At 64.4% G+C, this 19,005-nt stretch carries 20 protein-coding genes, 1 tRNA gene, 3 pseudogenes and 1 riboswitch; of the genes and pseudogenes, 10 read left to right on the plus strand and 14 right to left on the minus strand.

Annotated elements, in window-relative coordinates; translation table 11 throughout:
* The coding region (locus BLQ71_RS24990; RefSeq protein WP_074622971.1) for an IS5/IS1182 family transposase at window positions 1-271 on the minus strand (271 nt) is incomplete at its 3' end.
* 127 nt (window positions 272-398) lie between these two features.
* On the opposite strand from BLQ71_RS24990, the gene BLQ71_RS26180 reads away from it, so the two are divergent.
* Complete coding sequence (locus BLQ71_RS26180) at window positions 399-974, plus strand: hypothetical protein (protein ID WP_139168489.1); 576 nt, start codon at window positions 399-401, stop codon at window positions 972-974.
* A gap of 14 nt (window positions 975-988) precedes the next feature.
* Here the strand turns inward: BLQ71_RS26180 and uvrB are convergent, their stop codons facing one another.
* Window positions 989-3,190, minus strand: coding sequence for an excinuclease ABC subunit UvrB (uvrB, locus tag BLQ71_RS24995; RefSeq protein WP_043141205.1), 2,202 nt, complete (start codon window positions 3,188-3,190; stop codon window positions 989-991).
* 356 nt (window positions 3,191-3,546) lie between these two features.
* Between uvrB and BLQ71_RS25000 the strand changes: the two genes are divergently transcribed.
* From BLQ71_RS25000 to BLQ71_RS25010, 3 genes are all read left to right on the plus strand, one after another.
* Window positions 3,547-3,996 carry a hypothetical protein gene (locus BLQ71_RS25000; protein ID WP_069208208.1) on the plus strand — a complete coding sequence of 150 codons (450 nt, stop codon included), beginning with the start codon at window positions 3,547-3,549 and terminating at the stop codon, window positions 3,994-3,996.
* 349 nt (window positions 3,997-4,345) lie between these two features.
* Window positions 4,346-4,657: an ETC complex I subunit gene (locus BLQ71_RS25005; protein ID WP_043141209.1), complete on the plus strand. Its 312-nt coding sequence runs from the start codon at window positions 4,346-4,348 to the stop codon at window positions 4,655-4,657.
* Window positions 4,658-4,804: 147 nt separating this feature from the next.
* A complete protein-coding gene (locus tag BLQ71_RS25010) occupies window positions 4,805-5,722 on the plus strand; it encodes an MYG1 family protein (protein ID WP_074623671.1) in 918 nt (305 codons plus the stop codon).
* Window positions 5,723-5,749: 27 nt separating this feature from the next.
* Here the strand turns inward: BLQ71_RS25010 and BLQ71_RS25015 are convergent, their stop codons facing one another.
* Together BLQ71_RS25015 and BLQ71_RS25020 are read right to left on the minus strand one after the other, a co-directional pair.
* Window positions 5,750-6,241, minus strand: coding sequence for a chemotaxis protein CheW (locus tag BLQ71_RS25015; RefSeq protein WP_074623672.1), 492 nt, complete (start codon window positions 6,239-6,241; stop codon window positions 5,750-5,752).
* A gap of 10 nt (window positions 6,242-6,251) precedes the next feature.
* Complete coding sequence (locus BLQ71_RS25020; RefSeq protein WP_268236903.1) at window positions 6,252-7,139, minus strand: chemotaxis protein CheW; 888 nt, start codon at window positions 7,137-7,139, stop codon at window positions 6,252-6,254.
* A 253-nt stretch (window positions 7,140-7,392) separates the two neighbouring features.
* Between BLQ71_RS25020 and BLQ71_RS25025 the strand changes: the two genes are divergently transcribed.
* The 4 genes and pseudogenes from BLQ71_RS25025 to BLQ71_RS26720 all read left to right on the plus strand — a co-directional run.
* Entirely contained in the window at window positions 7,393-7,905 is a 513-nt protein-coding gene (locus tag BLQ71_RS25025) for a GNAT family N-acetyltransferase (protein WP_074623674.1), read from the plus strand.
* A 43-nt stretch (window positions 7,906-7,948) separates the two neighbouring features.
* A tRNA-Arg gene (locus BLQ71_RS25030) sits at window positions 7,949-8,025 on the plus strand.
* 270 nt (window positions 8,026-8,295) lie between these two features.
* A pseudogene (locus tag BLQ71_RS25845) lies at window positions 8,296-9,058 on the plus strand (IS21 family transposase); the annotation flags it as partial.
* A 6-nt stretch (window positions 9,059-9,064) separates the two neighbouring features.
* Window positions 9,065-9,163, plus strand: a pseudogene (locus tag BLQ71_RS26720) (ATP-binding protein); the annotation flags it as partial.
* A 7-nt stretch (window positions 9,164-9,170) separates the two neighbouring features.
* Here the strand turns inward: BLQ71_RS26720 and BLQ71_RS25040 are convergent.
* From BLQ71_RS25040 to thiD, 6 genes and pseudogenes are all read right to left on the minus strand, one after another.
* Window positions 9,171-10,127 carry a HesA/MoeB/ThiF family protein gene (locus BLQ71_RS25040; RefSeq protein WP_074623676.1) on the minus strand — a complete coding sequence of 319 codons (957 nt, stop codon included), beginning with the start codon at window positions 10,125-10,127 and terminating at the stop codon, window positions 9,171-9,173.
* The gene (locus BLQ71_RS25045) at window positions 10,124-10,720 is read right to left on the minus strand and encodes a thiamine phosphate synthase (RefSeq protein ID WP_074623677.1); all 597 of its coding nucleotides are present in this window, start codon (window positions 10,718-10,720) and stop codon (window positions 10,124-10,126) included. Before BLQ71_RS25045 ends, BLQ71_RS25040 begins: the two co-directional genes overlap by 4 nt.
* Window positions 10,717-11,487 (minus strand): thiazole synthase, encoded by a 771-nt coding sequence (locus BLQ71_RS25050; protein WP_074623678.1) that lies wholly within the window; start codon window positions 11,485-11,487, stop codon window positions 10,717-10,719. Before BLQ71_RS25050 ends, BLQ71_RS25045 begins: the two co-directional genes overlap by 4 nt.
* A gap of 2 nt (window positions 11,488-11,489) precedes the next feature.
* The gene (gene thiS, locus BLQ71_RS25055) at window positions 11,490-11,684 is read right to left on the minus strand and encodes a sulfur carrier protein ThiS (protein ID WP_043141224.1); all 195 of its coding nucleotides are present in this window, start codon (window positions 11,682-11,684) and stop codon (window positions 11,490-11,492) included.
* Complete coding sequence (locus BLQ71_RS25060) at window positions 11,668-12,642, minus strand: FAD-dependent oxidoreductase (RefSeq protein ID WP_074623689.1); 975 nt, start codon at window positions 12,640-12,642, stop codon at window positions 11,668-11,670. The genes thiS and BLQ71_RS25060 overlap by 17 nt, the downstream gene beginning before the upstream one ends.
* Window positions 12,642-13,330: pseudogene (gene thiD, locus BLQ71_RS25065) on the minus strand (bifunctional hydroxymethylpyrimidine kinase/phosphomethylpyrimidine kinase). The gene BLQ71_RS25060 and the pseudogene thiD overlap by 1 nt, the downstream one beginning before the upstream one ends.
* Window positions 13,331-13,374: 44 nt before the next feature.
* Window positions 13,375-13,478, minus strand: a riboswitch (TPP riboswitch).
* 193 nt (window positions 13,479-13,671) lie between these two features.
* Here thiD and BLQ71_RS25070 point away from each other — a divergent pair.
* Complete coding sequence (locus BLQ71_RS25070) at window positions 13,672-14,859, plus strand: AMP-binding protein (RefSeq protein ID WP_074623679.1); 1,188 nt, start codon at window positions 13,672-13,674, stop codon at window positions 14,857-14,859.
* On the plus strand, window positions 14,856-15,959 hold the full coding sequence (locus BLQ71_RS25075; RefSeq protein ID WP_074623680.1) for a thiolase family protein: 1,104 nt from the start codon (window positions 14,856-14,858) through the stop codon (window positions 15,957-15,959). The genes BLQ71_RS25070 and BLQ71_RS25075 overlap by 4 nt, the downstream gene beginning before the upstream one ends.
* On the opposite strand, the gene BLQ71_RS25080 is transcribed toward BLQ71_RS25075, so the two are convergent.
* The 4 genes from BLQ71_RS25080 to BLQ71_RS25095 are packed head-to-tail and all read right to left on the minus strand — an operon-like array spanning window position 15,952 to window position 18,549.
* Window positions 15,952-16,632: a nitroreductase gene (locus BLQ71_RS25080; protein WP_074623681.1), complete on the minus strand. Its 681-nt coding sequence runs from the start codon at window positions 16,630-16,632 to the stop codon at window positions 15,952-15,954. The genes BLQ71_RS25075 and BLQ71_RS25080 overlap by 8 nt on opposite strands.
* Window positions 16,629-17,171: a BioY family transporter gene (locus tag BLQ71_RS25085; protein ID WP_043141230.1), complete on the minus strand. Its 543-nt coding sequence runs from the start codon at window positions 17,169-17,171 to the stop codon at window positions 16,629-16,631. Before BLQ71_RS25085 ends, BLQ71_RS25080 begins: the two co-directional genes overlap by 4 nt.
* 9 nt (window positions 17,172-17,180) lie before the next feature.
* Window positions 17,181-17,798, minus strand: a complete 618-nt coding sequence (locus BLQ71_RS25090) for an energy-coupling factor transporter transmembrane component T family protein (protein WP_074623682.1) — start codon at window positions 17,796-17,798, stop codon at window positions 17,181-17,183.
* Window positions 17,773-18,549, minus strand: a complete 777-nt coding sequence (locus BLQ71_RS25095; protein WP_069208194.1) for an energy-coupling factor ABC transporter ATP-binding protein — start codon at window positions 18,547-18,549, stop codon at window positions 17,773-17,775. Before BLQ71_RS25095 ends, BLQ71_RS25090 begins: the two co-directional genes overlap by 26 nt.
* Window positions 18,550-19,005 lie beyond the last annotated feature (456 nt).

Here is a 19,005-nt window from a genome sequence, read left to right on the forward strand (position 1 = left end):
TAACGGTCGTTTCCTCACCGTGCTCGGCCGCCAGACCCGCCATGATCCGGGCGAAGACGCCCCGATCGCTCCACCGCTTCCACCGGTTGTAGAGTGTCTTGTGGGGGCCGTACTCCCTTGGGGCGTCGCGCCACCGCAAACCGTTGCGATTGATGAAGATAATCCCGCTCAAGACACGCCGGTCGTCGACGCGGGGCTTGCCGTGCGACTTCGGAAAGTAAGGCTCCAGACGCGCCATCTGTGCGTCGCTCAACCAGAAAAGATCAGACATGATCACCGCTCGTTTTCGAACCGTGAATCATGCCAGTCAGACCAAATCAATGGGTCCTGACCCTAGAGATTTTCGGTTGGTTTGATAACTTGATGTCGACCGAGGGCTGTGACGCGGAACAAAGAAGATGGTCTCTGACAGTGTAACGACAGCATTTGAGTTGATGATCAGTGAGCTTGATGCTCAGGTCGATCATTTGAATTCTGAGGGTGCTCAACTATTTCAAAATTCGAAGTACGACGAAGCGGAAGCGCTAGTTCACAAAGGTCGAGCGCTCGCAGATTTCATTTCCCAAGTAGTATCCTTGAGAGAAGTTTGGATGGAAGCCTTCGCTTCATCATTTCCCGTTGAGGTGGTGCCTGATGCTGTCGAGAGCGCTACTCGAACGATTTTGTCGTCAAGCAAGTCAAGCAAAACAACCTTATTGGTTCGTTTCCGCGATGGCACAGTAATTTCAGAACCAAAAGCGGCCGAAACTTTCGCATTGACCCTAAAGAAAATTGGCTTTGATCGAGTGCAAGCGCTGCATAAAGTTGTGAACAACGAAGAAATGATTTCCAACACGCCATCACGGAAATACAATGACACGATGATCGATGGATTGTACGTCAAGACACACAGCAGCACGTCAGCAAAGAAGCGCCAGTTGGAAGACATTTCATCTGCGTTGAATTGCGGGTTGTCAATCCAAATTGTCAATTAGCCAAAAATCGCAATTCACCCCTTCCGCCTTCTCTTCACATTCCCCCCACGCTGCCCCGGCTTCCCAGCCGTGGACCGGCCCTTGCTCTTGACCGCCGCCTCTGACGCCTTCTCCACCGCCTGCTGACGCGCCAGCGGGTCGTCGTGGACGGCCAGATCGACCGCCTCCAGCCGCTTGATCTCGTCCCGCAGCCGCGCGGCCTCCTCGAACTCCAGGTTCTCGGCGGCCTTGCGCATGTCGGTGCGCAGACCGTCCAGCACCGCTTGCAGGTTGGCGCCCTGACGGGCCGGGTCGATGGTGGCGGTCACGCGGTTCATGTCCACGTCGCCTTGGTAGAGACCGGCCAGAATGTCCTCGACGTTCTTCTTGACCGTCGCGGGGGTGATCCCGTGTTCCTCATTGTAGGCGATCTGTTTCTCGCGGCGGCGGTTGGTCTCGGCCAGGGCGCGTTCCATGCTGCCGGTGATGCGGTCGGCGTACATGATGACGCGGCCATCGGCGTTCCGGGCCGCGCGCCCGATGGTCTGGATCAGCGAGGTTTCAGAACGCAGGAACCCCTCCTTGTCCGCATCGAGGATCGCGACCAGCCCGCATTCGGGAATGTCCAGCCCCTCGCGCAGCAGGTTGATGCCCACCAGCACGTCGAAGGCGCCAAGACGCAGGTCCCGCAGGATCTCGATCCGTTCGATCGTGTCGATGTCCGAGTGCATGTAGCGGACCTTGATGCCCTGTTCATGCATGTATTCGGTCAGGTCCTCGGCCATGCGCTTGGTCAGCGTGGTGGCCAGCGTGCGGTAGCCTGCGGCAGTGACGCGGCGCACCTCGTCCAGCAAGTCGTCCACCTGCATCTCGACGGGGCGGATCTCGACCTGCGGGTCGAGCAGGCCGGTGGGGCGGATGACCTGTTCAGTGAAGACGCCGCCAGTCTGCTCCATCTCCCATGCTGCGGGGGTGGCCGAGACAAAGACCGATTGCGGGCGCATGGCGTCCCATTCCTCGAACTTCAGCGGGCGGTTGTCCATGCAGGAGGGCAGGCGGAAACCGTGTTCGGCCAGCGTGAACTTGCGCCGGTAGTCGCCCCGGTACATGCCGCCGATCTGGGGCACGGAGACGTGGCTCTCGTCGGCGAAGACGATGGCATTGTCGGGGATGAATTCGAACAGCGTGGGGGGCGGTTCGCCCGGCGCGCGGCCCGTCAGGTATCTTGAATAGTTCTCGATCCCGTTGCAGACGCCGGTCGCCTCCAGCATTTCCAGGTCGAAATTGGTGCGCTGTTCCAGCCGCTGCGCCTCCAGCAGCTTGCCTTCGCCGACAAGTTGATCGAGCCGCTGGCGCAGCTCTTTCTTGATGCCGATGATGGCCTGGTTCATCGTCGGGCGCGGAGTGACGTAGTGGCTGTTGGCGTAGATGCGGATGCGGTCGAAGGTATCCGTTTTCGTGCCTGTCAGCGGGTCGAACTCGGTGATGTTTTCCAGCTCTTCCCCGAAAAAGGACAGTTTCCAGGCTCGGTCCTCGAGGTGGGCGGGCCAGATTTCGAGGGAATCGCCTCGCACGCGGAAAGAGCCGCGCTGGAAAGCCTGGTCGTTGCGGCGGTATTGCTGGGCGACAAGGTCGGCCATGACCTTGCGCATCTCGTATTCGCGGCCCGAATGCAGGTCCTGCGTCATGGCGCCATAGGTTTCGACCGAACCGATACCGTAGATACAAGAGACCGAGGCCACGATGATCACGTCATCCCGTTCCAGCAGCGCCCGGGTGGCCGAGTGGCGCATCCGGTCGATCTGTTCGTTGATCTGCGATTCCTTCTCGATATAGGTGTCGCTGCGCGGGACGTAGGCCTCTGGCTGGTAGTAGTCGTAGTAGCTGACGAAGTATTCCACCGCGTTGTCGGGGAAGAAGCCCTTGAATTCGCCGTACAATTGCGCGGCCAACGTCTTGTTCGGGGCAAGGATGATCGCGGGTCTCTGGGTTTCCTCGATGACCTTGGCCATCGTGAAGGTCTTGCCCGTGCCGGTGGCGCCCAGCAGGACCTGGTCACGCTCACCGGCATTTACGCCGCCAGAAAGCTCGGCGATCGCGGTGGGCTGGTCGCCGGCCGGGGCGAACTCTGTCTGCATGACGAAACGCTTGCCCCCTTCGAGCTTTTCTCGCTCGCGGACATCGGGGGCGGGCGCATGCAGCAGCGCGGGCATCTGTTCGGGGGAATTGTTATGCATGGGGAGGCTCCGTTCCCTGCGGAATATGTCGTGCCGGGCAGGGGGCGGCAAGGGGAGGACCGGAACAGGATCGGTGTCACGGTCCGCTTTGCCCGTGACAGGGCGGGTGCCACGATGGCGTAAACAGGCGGCGCGGGATGCGCCAAGGATGCCGATCAAAGGTGCGGCGTTTCGGAAAATCAAGCCGTTCCAGTCTCTTGCGAATCCACGTGCCGGCTGCAACAAGTCCGGCGGATGCGGGGTAAGGCGCGCCGGGTCGGAGGGAAGTTCTTTCAACCCTTGGGAGAGTTGTCTATTCTCAGATGGAAGGGCGGGCCACCTCCGAGGGGCCGGGTGCGTGAAAAAGGGAACCGGATATGGGTGGGTTGCCCGACTGCAGGACAGAGGCCACCGTCGAGGTCGCCGGGGCCGAAGGATCGGTGATCCTGATGGTCTGGCGGTTCGGCGATGGCAGGAGGCTCTTGCGCGGGCAACCGACCGGCTACATGAACCGCGACGAGGTGGCCGAGGCCATGAACTGCCTTGTCGAGGATCCGCGCTTCGGTCCAGGCCTGCCCACGCTCTGGGATTTCCGGGGGCATGATTTCTCGCATTACTCGGGATCGGAATTCCGGTCCCACGCCTTCATCATGCCCCGCTTCCCCGAAAGGTCCGGTGTTCGCCGGGGTTATCTGGTGGACAGCGAGACCGGTTTCGGAACCCTCCGGATGTTCCAAGGCACCGCCAGTGGCTATAATTTCGAGGATCAGGACAACCTGATGGTGTCCTACGATCTCGAGGAACTCGTCGACTGGCTGCTGTCCTGACGCCTGTGAGGTGCCGGGATCACGGAAATTTCAAGGGTGTCAGCGACGGCAAGGCCGCAATGGTTTCAACGGTTTGCCCCGCTGCGCCGTCCTTGCGGGCCGTTCTCGGTGCCCAATGGTCAAAGATCAGCATTGCGTTAACGGGCAGTCGAAATGTACCTTTTCGTATGGCAAGCAGAGCTTTTGGTTCGGTCGGGTCCGCACCCATCCACCCCTCGCTCCCCGCGTCCCTGTCCAGGTCATTGCCTGCTTGTCCCATCCCGGAAAAATGTGACAAAGGGCGCGCTTGCAGACCTTGTGTCATCACCGCATATCACGCAGAAAGATGTCGAACGACAGGAGGTGCGCCATGCGGGCACGCATTTATCAGCCGGCCAAGACGGCCATGTCCTCGGGCCAGGCCAAGACCCGGACCTGGGTTCTTGACTTTGCACCGGATTCTCCCCGGTCCGTCGATCCGCTGATGGGCTGGACCTCCTCCCAGGATACGCAGTCCCAGGTGCGCCTGCGCTTTGACAGCAAGGATGCGGCGGTGGCCTATGCCCGCGAACATGGCATCGATGCCCAGGTGTTCGAGCCGAAAAAGCGCAAGCCCAACATCCGCCCGCGCGGTTATGCCGAGAATTTCGCCGTCGACCGGCGATCTGCCTGGACCCATTAGAAGTTTTTCGCCGGGCGCGCGTGGGGACGTGAAATACCGCATGCTGCGAACCTTGGGGAACACTGGTCCGAAATGGCGATGTGACGATACAGCGGGCGGCCCGAACGGTCGCCCCTTTCGTTTCCCGCCCGACCGGAGGTCGTGGAATTGAGCATCACGCATCTTGTCACCCATTCCGGCGGGTTCCACGCGGATGAGCTTTTGTCCTCGGTCGTTCTGACCCGGCTCTTTCCGGCGGCCAAGCTGATCCGGTCGCGTGATCCCGAATGGATCTCACCGGGCGCGGAAAGGATCGTTTACGATGTGGGCCGCGCCTATGATCCGGCCAAAGGCATCTTCGACCACCACCAGAGGCCGAATCCGCTGCGCGAGGACGGCCAGCCCTATAGCTCTTTCGGGCTGATCTGGAATCATTTCGGTCATGACTACCTGCGGGCACTCGAAGTGCCGGAGGCCGATGTCGAGAGCCTCCACCGTGCGTTCGACCAGGGCTTTGTCCTGCCGATCGACCTGATGGACAACGGTGCGCTGGAACCTTCGGTGGCGGGGCCGCTGGCGGGGATGACTTTGCCCGTCCTGCTGGAAACCCTGAAGCCTACCTTCGATGAGCGTGGTCCGGACCTCGATGATCGGGCCTTTCTCCGGGCACTCGATGTGGCGCGGACCTTTGTCGAGGCGGCGGTCCGAGGCAAGGCCGCCAAGCGGCGTGCCCAGGCCATCGTCCTTGCCGCCATCGAAAGCGCGGGGACTTCTCGCATCCTCGAGCTGCCGATGGGCATGCCCTTTCGCGCGGCAATCGAGAAATCCGGCGCGGATCATCTCTTGTTCGTCATCCATCCGCGCGACAATGACTGGGCGCTGACCACGATCCGAAAAAGCGGGGACACCTTCGAAAGCCGTGCCGACCTGCCCGAGGCCTGGGCCGGTCTGACCGACGCGGCTCTGGAAGCGGCTTGTGGCGTTGCGGGCGCCCGATTCTGCCACAACGCGCGGTTCATTGCCGTGGCGTCCACGCGCGAGGCTGTCTTGTGCATGGCGGAACGCGCGGTGGCAGAGGTATCCTGAGACGCTATTGGGCCCGGGCGCGGCGGCTCAGGGCAGCGCGATCCCCGTGTCCAGCGCGGTGATTGCTATCTCCGTTTGCAGATCGAAGAGCGGGACAAAGGCGCCCGTTTCGGGGCGGCGCAGCATCTTTTCCTCTGGCGGGCCGAAGGGCTGGCAGCGCGCCACCTCTTCAAGAGCGTCGACCACGGCGCCGAACAATTGCCGCCCCTCGCGAAAGAGCAGGACGCAGGCATTGCCTTCCTCGATCCTCGTCGTCGTTCCCAGCAGGCTGGCGATGGAAAAGACCGGGATGACCTGGGCGCGATGGCTGAGCGTTCCCAGGTCGCCGTCATGGCGCGCCTCTCCGCGCAAGAGATCGCCGGGAAGGCGCAGGATATCTACGATGTCGGTCAGGTGACAGCCGATCTGGTTCCCCGCCGAGCGGCATAGCAGGTAGGGCGCAACAGGCCCGCCGTATCCGGGGGCGGCGTCATCCGGGGTGTCCGGCGTGTCGTTGACCGTCGTGCTGGCCAATTGCACGACGACCTCCTCACGCAAGAGGCGTGGGCCGTCGATGACGAGGTAATGCTTGCCAGTCTCGTCCCGAAAACAGGTCGCTGCGTCCCGAGATGACCCGGGGCACATCAAGCAGGTCCTCTGTCCGCGTGTGCACGATGTCAAAAAAACGGTCGATCCCGAACGCGACAAGGCCGCCGCCGGGCGCGCGCAGGGCGACAGACGCAGAGCTTTCCGGACGTGAGAAGTTGCCGCCGAGACCAAAGAGTTGCAGGCTGTCGAGGATCGGTATGTCGGTCCCGTGATGGTGGATCACCCCGTCGCAGGGCCCATGCGCCAGCGGGCTGTCCTGCAGCGGAACCATCGGGATGGTCGCGTGAATGTCGCTCAGCGGAAAGGCCAGGCCAACGTCCTGATAGCCACAGTGCAGGTAGCCCGATTGCCCGCTGGCCCCCGTCTCCAGCGGGGCACATGAGCGATCCTGTTGAACGGCAAAGGGCAGGCTGAGCTGGTCGAACAGCAGCGGGGGATCGAGGATGCTGACAACGGCCCCGTTACGGACAAAGCTTTGCGCCCCGGCCAGCATGGGTCCATGACCGACGATGCCCATTTCCGCGCACCGGGAGCGGTCCTGTGAAATCATGCCCTGTAGCGCATTCACCACGAGGCCCAACAGCTGCTTGCGGTCGGCGTCGATCACGATGATCACCACCCGTTCCGACAATGGCACCTCTGTCGACAAGCCCAGGAGGGCGGCGCAATCCACCAGTGGCATGGTGTCTTCGCGCAGGATCATCGCCCCCAGACGGCCGGGAAGGTTGACGGCAAGAGGGTTGATGCTGTCGGGAAAAGGTACGGCTTCGCGGATATTCAGGGCGTCGATGGCCAGGTACCGTCCTCCGACATCGACAAGCCCGTAAATGTCCCGCTGTCGGCAGCAAGGTCGTGATCTTCGGTCAGGGCGTGGGCGGCATCAAGCGACACGGTGGCGATATCCGATCCTGTTTCGGTCAGCTTATTCGGCAAAGACCTAACGGGCGATTAAGCCTGAGAGGCCCCACCGTCTCGAAGGGCTTTCGCTTTGCGGCGCCTGCGCCTAGGCTGCGGCGAAACCGTGTTCAGGTGTCTTTTCATACCCGCCGGTCCCGATTGTCCCGACACAGCCCGAGGTTCCCTTGTCCAGTCCGACGTCCCCGAAACTCGCCGAGGTTGCCGGCCTCTCTCCGCAGGTCGAGGCGCTCCTGGTGGCGCATCATGCGCTGATGCGCGCGCAAAGCCCCGAGGAAAGCTGTCATGTGATGACGGGTGAGGCCTTGCAAGCCGAAGGTGCCAGGGTCTTTGCCTTGTCCGAGGAGGAGGAGGGAACGATCCTGGCGGTCGGCGCGCTCAAGACGGTGGCCGAAAGTGCGGCACCCATGTCCCTGGCAGGCCGCGGCCCGGTCGTGGAGCTCAAGAGCATGCATGTGGCCGCAACCGCGCGCGGGCGCGGACTGGGTCATGTTCTGCTGTCAGGGATGCTGGACATGGCCCGCGCGGCGGGTGCCGGGGGGGCCTGCCTCGAAACCGGGACAGAGCCCGCGTTCGATGCGGCGCGCGCGCTGTACCTGTCGCAGGGCTTCGCGCCGTGCCCGCCGTTCGGCGACTATCGGCTGGACCCTTTGAGCGTTTTCATGTGCCGGGCGTTGTGAATGCTTGCCCTGCCCGGGGAAAGTCTGCAAAACCGAGCGCAGCGGTCCCTTAGCTCAACTGGATAGAGCAGCTGACTTCTAATCAGCAGGTTGAGGGTTCGAGTCCTTCAGGGATCGCCATAGAATTTGCAACCATCTGACTTTGCCTCACCTTTGGGTCAGTTTATCGCCTGGATCGGCGCGGTTTCCGTGTTTCGCTTTTGTTCCGATCCAAAGAGCGCCTTTTTCAAGTTCGCGGACTTGATGTCTTTGTGAGCCAGCGTGCAATTTCGCCCTGTAGCGGGGTAATCGGCATCCAAGAATGACCTTCCCTTACACTGATGTGGATGATGCCTCCGAGGTCATCGGGTAGTTTTGTGTGGGAGGTTGGTCGTGGAGACGATAGCGAAGATGCGGCGGGCGTTTTCAGGACAAGAAGTCGATCAAGCAGATCTGCCGTGAGCTGCGGGTATCGCGGAACACGGTGCGGAAGGTGATCCGGTCGGGTGCGACGGAGCTCACCTATGAGCGGACCATTCTGCCGTTGGCGACGATCGGGCCCTGGAAAGACTTGCTCGACGAGATGCTGACGGTGAATGCGCGGAAGCCCAAGCGCGAGCGATTGACCCGCATCCGCATCTTCGAGGAACTCCGGGCCCGAGGATATGATGGCGGTTATGATGCGGTCCGGCGATACGCGGCCTCCTGATCCAAGGAGGAAGAGGAGGCATCTGCCGCCGCCTTTGTGCCGCCGAGCTTGGATCCGGGGGAAGCCTACCAGTTCGACTGGAGGTAAGGAGGATCAGGAAAGGCGCCAGTGGCGCGTTTCCCCGACGAACAGATCGTAGTGATCGATGGCGCAACGATCATGGTGAAGGTGGTGCACGTCCTCCTCTGCCACAGCCGGTTGTTCTTCGTGCGTGCCTACCCGCGTGAGACACAGGACCCTCTCGGGACATTCCTGCGGAATGCCCCGCCGGGCAGGGGATGGTGTTTGACGCACACGACAAGGCGTTCGCCTTCTTCGGTGGAGCCTGTTCCGGGGCATCTAAGACAGCGGGAATTGTCCGCCATTTGTCCAAGGAGTTGCCGGTGCGGCACCATTGGTTCGAGCCCACCGGCGACGGACGCGAAGACCGCGGTGGACACGATCTTCGTCGGCCGCGACAGGGCCTGAAATCGCCGGATCAAGGCGGCAAAGTTTCCCGCCAAGAAGAGCGTGGACAGCTTCGACTTCAAGGCGATCCCGAAGCTCAACAAGATGCAGGTGCTGGTCCTCCAATGTTTCATGAGGCGGAGGCCGCGACGAGGACTATCTCGCCGGGCCAGGATTGGGAAATCTGTTCCGCCGCGCGCCAGGCCCGCAGGCCGGTGGCACAGCACAGCGCAAGGCGGGTGGCAGGGCGGGGCGGTTGTGTGATGATGTCGGCGGCGGCGCCGCGCATCGCCTGAGGGTGCAAAAGCGGGCCATCGGCACGCAGGTCGACGATGTGATCTGCGGCGCTCAGCTGTGAGGCGGCGACGAAACGAAAACCGCCCGCCGGTTCCGCCGTACCGTCAAAACGAAAACTTGATGAGCGCAGGCCAAGGCCGTCATAGGTCACCATCAGCCCAAGTGGCGAAGGCGACAGGCCCAGCAGAATGTTCAGTGCCATCTGCGCCTGTATCGCGCCAATGGCGCCGACCACGGGGCCCAGCACCCCGGCGGTTGCGCAGCTTGCACCGCTGTCGGGCGCTTCGGGAAACAGGGCCCGCAAGGAGGGCGCGTCCCCGCAGAAACCCCCGACATAGCCGCCAAACCCAAGGGCCGAGGCGCTGATCAACGGCACCCCGGAGGCCAGGCACAGATCGCTCAGCAGGTAGCTGACCGCGTAGCTGTCCGCGCAATCGAGCACGAGGTCGGCCTCACCGACCAACGCAGGCGCATTGGCGGGGGTCAGCCGAATTGGCAGGGCCTCGATGGTGATGCCGGGATTGATCGCGCGGCAGCGCTCGGCGGCCACCTGCGCCTTGGGACGGTCGCAATCGGCCTCGGTGAACAGGGTCTGACGGTGCAGGTTGGACAGGCTGACGACGTCGCCGTCGACGATGGTGATCCGTCCAACACCGGCCCCGGCCAGCAGCGGCAGGACGGGCCCGCCCAGCCCTCCGGCGCCGATGACAAGCACCCGGGCCGCACCAAAGCGTCGCTGGCCGAGATCGCCGACCTCTGGCAGGATGGTCTGGCGGGCGTAGCGGCTCATCGCGTGGCCCCGATCCACTGCCGCACCCGCGCTTCGGGATCGGCGTTCAACGTGATGTCGGTGACGGCAGAGACGATATCCGCCCCTGCCTCGAACACGCCGCCCGCGCGCTCGACCGACATGCCGCCGATGGCGACTAGCGGCGTCGCCCCGATGCGGGCCTTCCAGTCGGTGACGCGGGGCAGGCCCTGTTGATGCCACTTCATCTTTTTCAGGATCGTGGGATAGACAGGGCCAAGCGCCACGTAGTCCGGGGCCATGCCCATCACGCGCTCCAACTCGTCATCGTCATGTGTCGAAACACCCAGTTTCAGCCCGGCCTTGCGGATCGCCGCCAGGTCCGCGCTGTCCAGGTCCTCCTGCCCCAGGTGCAGCCAGTCACAGCCCAGCGCGATGGCCTCTTGCCAGTGGTCGTTGACGACCAGCACCGCGCCATGTTTGCGGCAGAGATCGCGCGAGACCGCGATCTGCGCACGCACGGTCTCGGAAGGCTGGTCCTTGATACGCAGTTGCACCAACCGGACCCCCAGCGGCAGCATCCGCCGCAGCCAGTCGGAATGGTCGAAGATCGGGTAAAAACGGTCGAGGGTCATGCCAGAAAGGCCTTTCCGATCACCGGGGTCGAGGCTTCGGCCATGTCGCGGGCGTCGATCGGATCGGCGCCGTAGGCGAGGCGGCCCGCCTCGACCGCGTCCATCATCGCGCGCGCCATGAGCACGGGATCGCCCGCCCGTGCGACGGCGGTGTTCAGCAGCACCGCGTCAAAACCCAGTTCCATCGCTTGCGCGGCGTGACTGGGCAGGCCGATGCCTGCATCGACCACCAGCGGCACATCGGGAAATTCCGCGCGCATGGCCCGTAGCGCGTAGGGATTGTTCAGCCCGCGCCCTGAACCGATCGGCGCGCCCCAAGGCATCAGCACCTCGCAACCCGCCGTCAACAGGCGTTCGGCGACAATCAGATCCTCGGTGGTGTAGGGAAAGACTTGGAAACCGTCCCCGGTGAGGATCCTCGCCGCCTCGACAAGCTGGAACACGTCGGGTTGCAGGCTGTCCGTGTGGCCAATCAGCTCCAGCTTGATCCAGCGCGTGCCAAAGACTTCGCGCGCCATATGCGCGGTGGTGACCGCCTCCTTGACCGTGTGGCAGCCCGCCGTGTTGGGCAGGACCAGCACGCCCAGATCCTCGATCAACTTCCAGAAGGTGTCACCCGCCCCCCCGGCGCCCTCGCGGCGCAGCGAAACCGTCGCCACCGCCGCGCCGCTGGCCCGGAAAGCCTGTTCCAGGATGGCCGGGCTGGGATATTGCGCGGTGCCCAGCATCAGCGGGTTGGGCAGATCGGTGCCGTAAAAGCGTTTCATCGTCATCCCCCCTGCATCGGCGCGAGGATTTCGACCCGGTCGCCCTCTTGCAGTTTGCAGGCCGGGCGCTGTGCCGCGGGCACGAATGTTTCGTTCACCGCCGTCGCCACCCGCCCGGCAAGGGCGCGTTCTTCCAGCAGGTCGGCGAGTGTCCCGGCGACGACTTCGCAAGACTCGCCGTTAATCACGATCTTCATCGATAAACTCCGAATGGGTGTTGTGCAGGGCAAGATCGGCCACCCCGCGCGCCAGCGCGGGCGCAAGCAGGTAGCCGTGACGGTAAAGGCCGTTGGCATAAATCCTGCCGCCGAGCCGCCGGATCCGGGGCAGGTTGTCCGGAAAGGCCGGGCGCAAATCGACGCCGGTTTCAAGCACCTCGGCCTCGCCGAAAGCTGGGTTCAATGCGTAGGCCGCGCTGAGCAGTTCCAGCATCGACCGTGCCGTGATCCGGCGGCGATCCTCGCTCTCGATCATGGTGGCGCCCAGCATGTAGACGCCACCGCCGCGCGGCACGATATACAGCGGGATGCGTGGATGCAGCAGGCGGACCGGGCGGGTCAATGTCACCTCGGGGCAGCGGATCACCAGCATCTCGCCCCTGACGCCGCGCAGGTCGGGCAGGGCGTCGCGCGCGGCGAGGCCCCGGCAATCAATCACGTTGTCCAGCGCCGCCGGCGCCTTGTCCTGAACGAAGCGGACCCCCTGCCCTTGCAGGCTGGTGTAGAGATCGCTCAAGGCCCGGCGCGGATCCAGATGCGCCTCGCCTTCAAAGAACAGCCCCTGCGCAACGCCGGGCAGGTCCGGTTCCAGTTCCGCCAGGTCGGACCCGACCTCTCGGAACCCTTCGGTGCGTCGGGCAAAGCGGCGCAGGTCGGGCAAATCGCGCCGCCCTGCAACGACCAGCGTGCCGCGTTGCTGGACAGTGGTGCGTTGTTGCCACCAGACAATCGCCTGTTGGCCCAGCCTCAGCACTGGCTCTTCGGCGTTTTCATATTCGCACCAGGGCGCCAACATGCCCCCCGCCCACCAGGAACAGTGGTGCGGCCCGGGCGGCCCGGCAGGATCAAAGACCTGCACATCGGCACCGCGCGCGGCCAGTTCGCTGGCAACGGAAAGCCCCGCCACACCGGCGCCGATGACCGAGAACACCGGCATCATTCCCAGACCGCGTGAAAATGGTGCAGTGAGCCATGCCCGGAGCCGACCTGCAGCCCGTCCGCTGCCGCAATCGCCTGTTGCACGAAGCTGTGCGCCGTTTCGGTTGCCAGTTCGAGCGGCACCCCAAGCGCAAGCCCGGCGGCAATGGCCGACGAAAGCGTGCAGCCGGTGCCGTAGGTGTTGCGCGTCCTGTGGCGGGGTGCGGTGAATGTCGTCAGCACCTCGCCGTCCGCGATCAGGGCGTATTCGCACTCATCGCCTTCGGCGTGACCGCCCTTCATCAGATCGGCCTGCGCGCCCATGGCGTAGAGCGCCTTGCCTTGTTCGGTCATCTCCCCGCGTGAGCGCGCCACCGGACCATCCAGCAGCGCCGCCGCCTCGGGCAGGCCGGGGGTGAGGGCGGTGGCGTGCGGCATCAATTTCTGCCGCAATGCGCCCACCGCATCGGGCGCCAACTGGGCATCGCCCGGATGTCCAGATCCGACAGCACCGCCTCGATCTGCGCCTCGATCACGTCGAGCGGTATTGAATGAACCGCGGTGACGGCACGGGTGTTCTGGGCGGTGACCGCGGTGATGACACTGGCGCCGTAGACGCCAAGCGCCGACATGGACTTGAGATCGGCCTGTATGCCCGCGCCTCCGCCACTGTCGGATCCGGCGATGGTCAATGCGATATGCGCCAACGGCTGCTCCTTCAGACAAAAGGGCACCGCGCATGGAAAACGTCCGTGGACTGTAGACCGTTCCCTACGCCGGTATTGCCCGGATCAGGTTCGATGGGTTAGCGCGTTCACGCCTCTCAGCCTCTTGGAGGCACCCCAACGGTAAGACTTTGGGTAACAACCCCGCCACGCCAAGTCAAACACGGGAAGAGTCCGGTGTGCCCTGTTCGCGTCTGACGAAAACGCGGGATGTGATCTGCCTGTTTCGTCGAGGGCCGTGGTGGGCTACCACTCCATGACCTTGACGAGGATGTTCCATGACGGAAATAGGCCACGGCACTGCTGCGACCGGGTCCGGAACCATGAGCACTGCGCTGTTTCGCTGGCCACCGGAGGCCCGTTTGCATGTGCATGGGCAGCAGGTCGGAGAGGGCGAGGGTTCGGACAGGGCCGGGGCGCAGGATCTTGTTGCCCTGCGCGCAGCCATCCGCACCGGGCGCGCGTTTTCTGTCGGACCAGGCGGGGTCAGCCGCCTTTCCAAAGAACGCGCGGGGTATTTCCACAGCCGCTCTGGCGGAACGACCGGAGCGGCGAAGACCATACGGCGTAGCCATGCCTCCTGGATTGCCAGTTTCGAGGTCAACCGCAACCACCTGAGCCTTGGCAGCGAGGATCGCTACGCCGTCCTGGGCGTCCCGGCCCATTCCCTTGCGCTCTATGCCCTGGTCGAAGGGGCGCATCTTGGCGCCGACCTGCATTCCTTCGCCGGTTTGAGGCCGCGCCAACAGGCGCAGGGCGTGAAGGCGGTACAGGCGACAATCCTCTACGCCACGCCAACCCAGTTGCGCCTGTTGTGCGAAACAGGGGCCGTGCTGCCGAGCCTGCGCCATGTGCTTTGTGGTGGCGGGCGGCTGACGCCCGAATTGCGGCTGCGGATCGCCGCATTGTGTCCCAAGGCAGTCCTGCGTGAGTTCTATGGTGCCGCCGAGACCAGTTTCATCGCTTGGGGCGATGGCAGTGGCCCGGAGGGCAGCGTTGGCCGCGCCTACCCGGGTGTCGAGATAAGGATCGACGCCAAGGAGGGGGTCATAGGCGAGATCTGGGTGCGCAGCCCTTACCTTTTTGATGGCTATGCCGAAGGTGACAGCGCAGAAACACGCGAAAGGGATGGTTTCGTCACGGTCGGTGAATTGGGGCAGCTCGACAAGGAGGGCCATCTGACCGTCGCCGGGCGCCGCAACCGGATGGTCACCATCGCCGACCAGAACGTCTTTCCCGAGGATATCGAGGCCTTTCTGCTAAGCGATCCGGCGGTGACACATTGTGCAGTGGTTCCCCGGTCTGACCCACGCCGCGGCACGCATCTTGTCGCGGTCATCGACGGGCCGGTAGAGGCAGGGCTTTGCGATGCGCTGTTGGCCCGGTGTCGTGCGGTCTTCGGTCCACTCGCCGCACCCCGTCGTGTGCAGGCGATTGCCGATTTCCCTCTGACGCTTTCCGGCAAACCTGACCTTGCGAGGATCGCCCAGGCGCTGGAGCGTCAGGCATGACCGGTGTCCGTATCGTCTCTGCCCTGCGCACTCCGGTGGCGCCGCGCGGCGGGGCGCTGTCAGGGCTTCAGCTCCACGAACTGGGCGCGCCGGTGTTGCACCGGGTGATCGAGGCGGCGGGGCTGGAGGCATGTCAGGTCGATGAAGTGATCTTGGGCAACGCGCTCGGGGCCGGGGGTAACCCGGCCCGCATGGTGGCGCTGGCCGCGGGCCTGCCGGACCAGGTGGCGGGGCTGACGCTGGACCGGCAATGTTGCGGCGGGCTTGACGCGCTGGTGATTGGCGCCGCGCTGATCGCCTCGGGGCAGGCGGAGGTCGTGGCGGCGGGCGGCGTGGAATCCTATTCCAGACGGCCCCTGCGCCTGCGGACCGACCCGGAGGGCGGCCCGCCCGAACCTTATGACCGCCCGCCCTTTACGCCCTGGCCCGAGCGCGATCCGGAGATGGACGATGCCGCCGAGACGCTGGCCGCCGAACTGGATATTTCGCGCGCAGCGCAGGACGCCTGGGCGGTGGACAGTCACCGCAAGGCCCTGGCCGCCGACATGGCGCCTGAGATCGTCCCTCTTGGCGGGTTGCACGCGGATGCCTTCACACGCGCCCTGACGCCCCGGTTGGCCGCCCGTGCGCCGCGCCTGTGCGGAACGATCACAGCCGCCAATGCCGCCGTGGCGGCGGATGGCGCGGCATTCTGCCTGCTGGTGTCCGAGAGGGTCGCCGCCGAGTTACCCGATAACGGGCTTGCCTATCGCGGGGGCCTGACGCTGGGCGGGCGCGTGGACCGTCCCGGCCTTGCCCCGGTTGCGGCGATCCGCAAGGTTCTGGAGCGGGCAGACATGGACGCCGGGGCGCTTTCCGTGGCCGAGGTGATGGAGGCCTACGCCGTGCAGGCCATCGCCTGCGTCAATGGCGCCGGGCTGGACCCGAGAAACGTGAACCCCGCCGGTGGCGGGCTGGCGCGTGGGCATCCGGTGGGGGCCTCGGGCGCGATCAATGCGGTGCGGCTTTTCCATGAACTCCGGCAGCGGGGCGGCACCGGGCTGGCCACAATCGCGGCAGCGGGCGGGCTGGGCACGGCGGTCCTGATGTCGGTCAGCTGAAACCGCGCAGCGTCGCAAAGACAGACAGCGCGTCACGCTCTGTCCGCACGCCGTTTACCGGCGCCTCCGGGTCCGCGCGTCCCAGCGCCATGCCGCAAACGACCATCTCGTCCTCGTCCAGGCCAAGCTGGGCATGGGCGATATCCGCATGATTGGCCAAGGCCCCGATGCCGCAGGTGGCATAGCCCAGGTCAGAGGCAGCGATCATCAGCGCCATCATGGACATGCCAAGGTCCATGAAACAGCCCTTGCCCATGTCCGGACGAATGGTCACGACGATGCCGACAGGGGCGGAAAAGAAGCGGTAGTTTTCGTTGAACTGCGCCTTGCGCGCGGCGATGTCCCGCCGTTCGATCCCCAGCGCGGAGTAAAGCGCATAGCCCGCCGCCCGTTGTTTCGCCTTGAGGTCCGGCGGCATGGGTTGCGGAAAGTAGGAATATTCGGCCACCGGCGGTCGCCCGCTTTCGGCGGCGGCCACCAGCGCCTGCGAGAGATCTGCAAGCGGTCCGCCGGTCAGCGCATGAAACCGGCCAGGTTGCAGGTTGGCCCCGCTGGGGGCGGATCGGGCGGCGGTCAGGATGGTCTCGACGTCCTGACGCGGCACCGGGTCGGGCAGGAAGCCCCGGACCGAGCGCCGCGCAGACAGCAGATCCTGCCCCCCGGTGCGAGTCATCCGCGAGACAGCACGCTCGACGGGCGCGACTTGGCCAGACCGGCGGTGATCAACCCGGCCAGGATTGCCTTGATGACGTCACCCGGAATGAAGGCGGTGACCAGCAGCGCCGATTGCGGGATCGACTTGTCGAGCATCACGGACATGCCGACCACACCGAACGCGTACAGGACGAAGACACCGCCCACGATCGACGCCACGGCGGCGACCGCCGCAAGACTGGCGCGCCAGCGCTCGACGATCAGGCCGGTAACGAAGGCGGCCACGGGAAAGCCGATCAGAAAGCCGACCGAGGGCGTCGCAAAGGCACCCAGACCCCCGCGTCCACCGGCCAGCAGCGGCAGGCCAAGCGCCACCAGCGCCAGGAACAGCAGGACCGCCAGCGCGCCGCGCCGGGCCCCCAGCACGGTGCCGCAAAGCATCACGCCCATGCTTTGGGCTGTGATCGGCACGCCGAAGGCCAGCGTGAATTTCGGGACCATGCCCAATGCGGCGATCAGCGCGGCAAAAAGGGCGATCAGGGCAAGATTGCGTTCCATTTGGTTTCCTTAGTCCGTGGGTTGCGTGGTTTCGAGGCCGCCGCGGGCGCGCAGCGCCTCGGCGACATGTTCGGCATCGTCCAGCGCCGTTGCCGCCAACGGCATGACGATCTGCCATCCGGTGCGCCGGGCCGAGCGGGCGCGCCAGGCTTCGGCCAGCAGCCCTCCCTTGCGCGCGATCGACGGGGTAAAGCGCACGACCAGCGCCACCGAGAGTTCCAGCGCACGGGTCGACAGGCCAAGACGCCGGAACGGGCTCAGCAGCAATGCCGCGACCGCCACCATGTCGCTGAGCCGCGTCGTCATCGTGACGAAATTCGCCAGCGCCAGGGCCGAAAGCAGGCGCAGGGCTACCGCCATCCCGGCCTCGATCTGGCCGGTCACACCGTGCCAGACCGCGATGAGCAACAGGAAGGGAAGCAGGATCTTCAGCTCACGCGCCGCCGCGCGGGCAAAGGTCAGCCCGCCGGTCAGCATCAGACCGGCCACCCCGGCCAGCGCCAACGCCAGGGCCACGGGAGATTGCAGCGCGAACAGTCCCGCGGTTGCCAGCGACAGGGCCGCCAGTTTCACCCCTGCGGGAACGCGGTGGGCCCAGGTTTCAACCGGAGAGGTCAGAGAGATCATCCTGCTCCCCCCAGTTGCGCATCTGGCCTTCGAATTCGGCCAACACGCCAGCAGCCTCGCCGTCCTCACGGATCCGGCCGCGATCCACCCAGATCACGCGTTCAAAGTGCCGAACACTGTCTGGATCATGGGTGATCTGGATCACGCTGGCCTCGACCTCGTCGACAAATCGCATGAGTTGCAGACGTGTTGGAATGTCGAGACCGGAATAGGGCTCGTCCAGCACGATCACGGCGGGGCGCATCGCAAGGACCGCCATCAGGCAGACAAGCTGTTTCTGCCCCTGTGACAGGGCATGGGTTGCCGCGCCCGCCCAGTGGGACTTGCCGAACCGTTGCAGGATCTCGCGGGTCTCTTGCGCGGCCGCGTCGCGCTTGCGCCCCATTTGCACGAGGCCAAAGGAAATTTCCTCCTCGACGGTGGGAAATATGATCTGGTGGTCGGGGTTCTGGAACAGGATTCCGACCGTGCGCAGCGCCGCCTTGCGGTCTTTCGCCATGTCGGTGCCGTCGATTTCCGCGGTGCCGCCATCGGGCGCCAGCAGCCCGGCGATCACACGCGCCAGCGTGGTCTTGCCAGAGCCGTTGCGCCCGACGATTCCGATGCGGCGCTCTCTTATGTCAAAGGAGATGTCGTGCAGGATCGCCGGTCCGCCGAGGCGTACCGAAACGCCCCGAAGAACGAGTGCCGGTGGTTTCCCCGTCCCAGCGGAGCCCGTAGTTATCCGAGGCGCCAATTGAATCGTTTTCATTTCTCTGATTGTCGCGCCAGCCCTCTTACAGGGTTTCCACACGGCGTCCAACCAGAACCTTCGGGCTGGCAGGTGTTTGCCAAAGTGCCCGCCCGGTGACTTGCGCCTTGCCGGTTGGGTCGAAGGCTTTGACGATTCGCTATTTGCCGGTCACGGCGTGAAAGCCAATCGGGACAGGGTGCGACATGGGCGAACCGATTTCCTCGGGCCGTCTTCAGCATTGCCAGGAAGAACGGGAGATCGCCCGACGGAATCAACGAACGAAGATCCGCATGGCCGCCCGCAGAAAGCTGCGGGGCCCGTTCCGAGCGGTTCGCTTTCAGGTCTTCGATGGGTATTCTGCGCTGCCGCGCACGGTTCGCCGTGTCGAAGGAGGTCCGATCTCGACTGAATTGCGTGCTTTTCATCAAAGGTGTCGGCCAGGCGGTTCCGGTGCCACTGTTCCGACGATCAAGG

The organism is Antarctobacter albus, from assembly GCF_900101505.1.
GTDB lineage: Bacteria > Pseudomonadota > Alphaproteobacteria > Rhodobacterales > Rhodobacteraceae > Antarctobacter > Antarctobacter albus.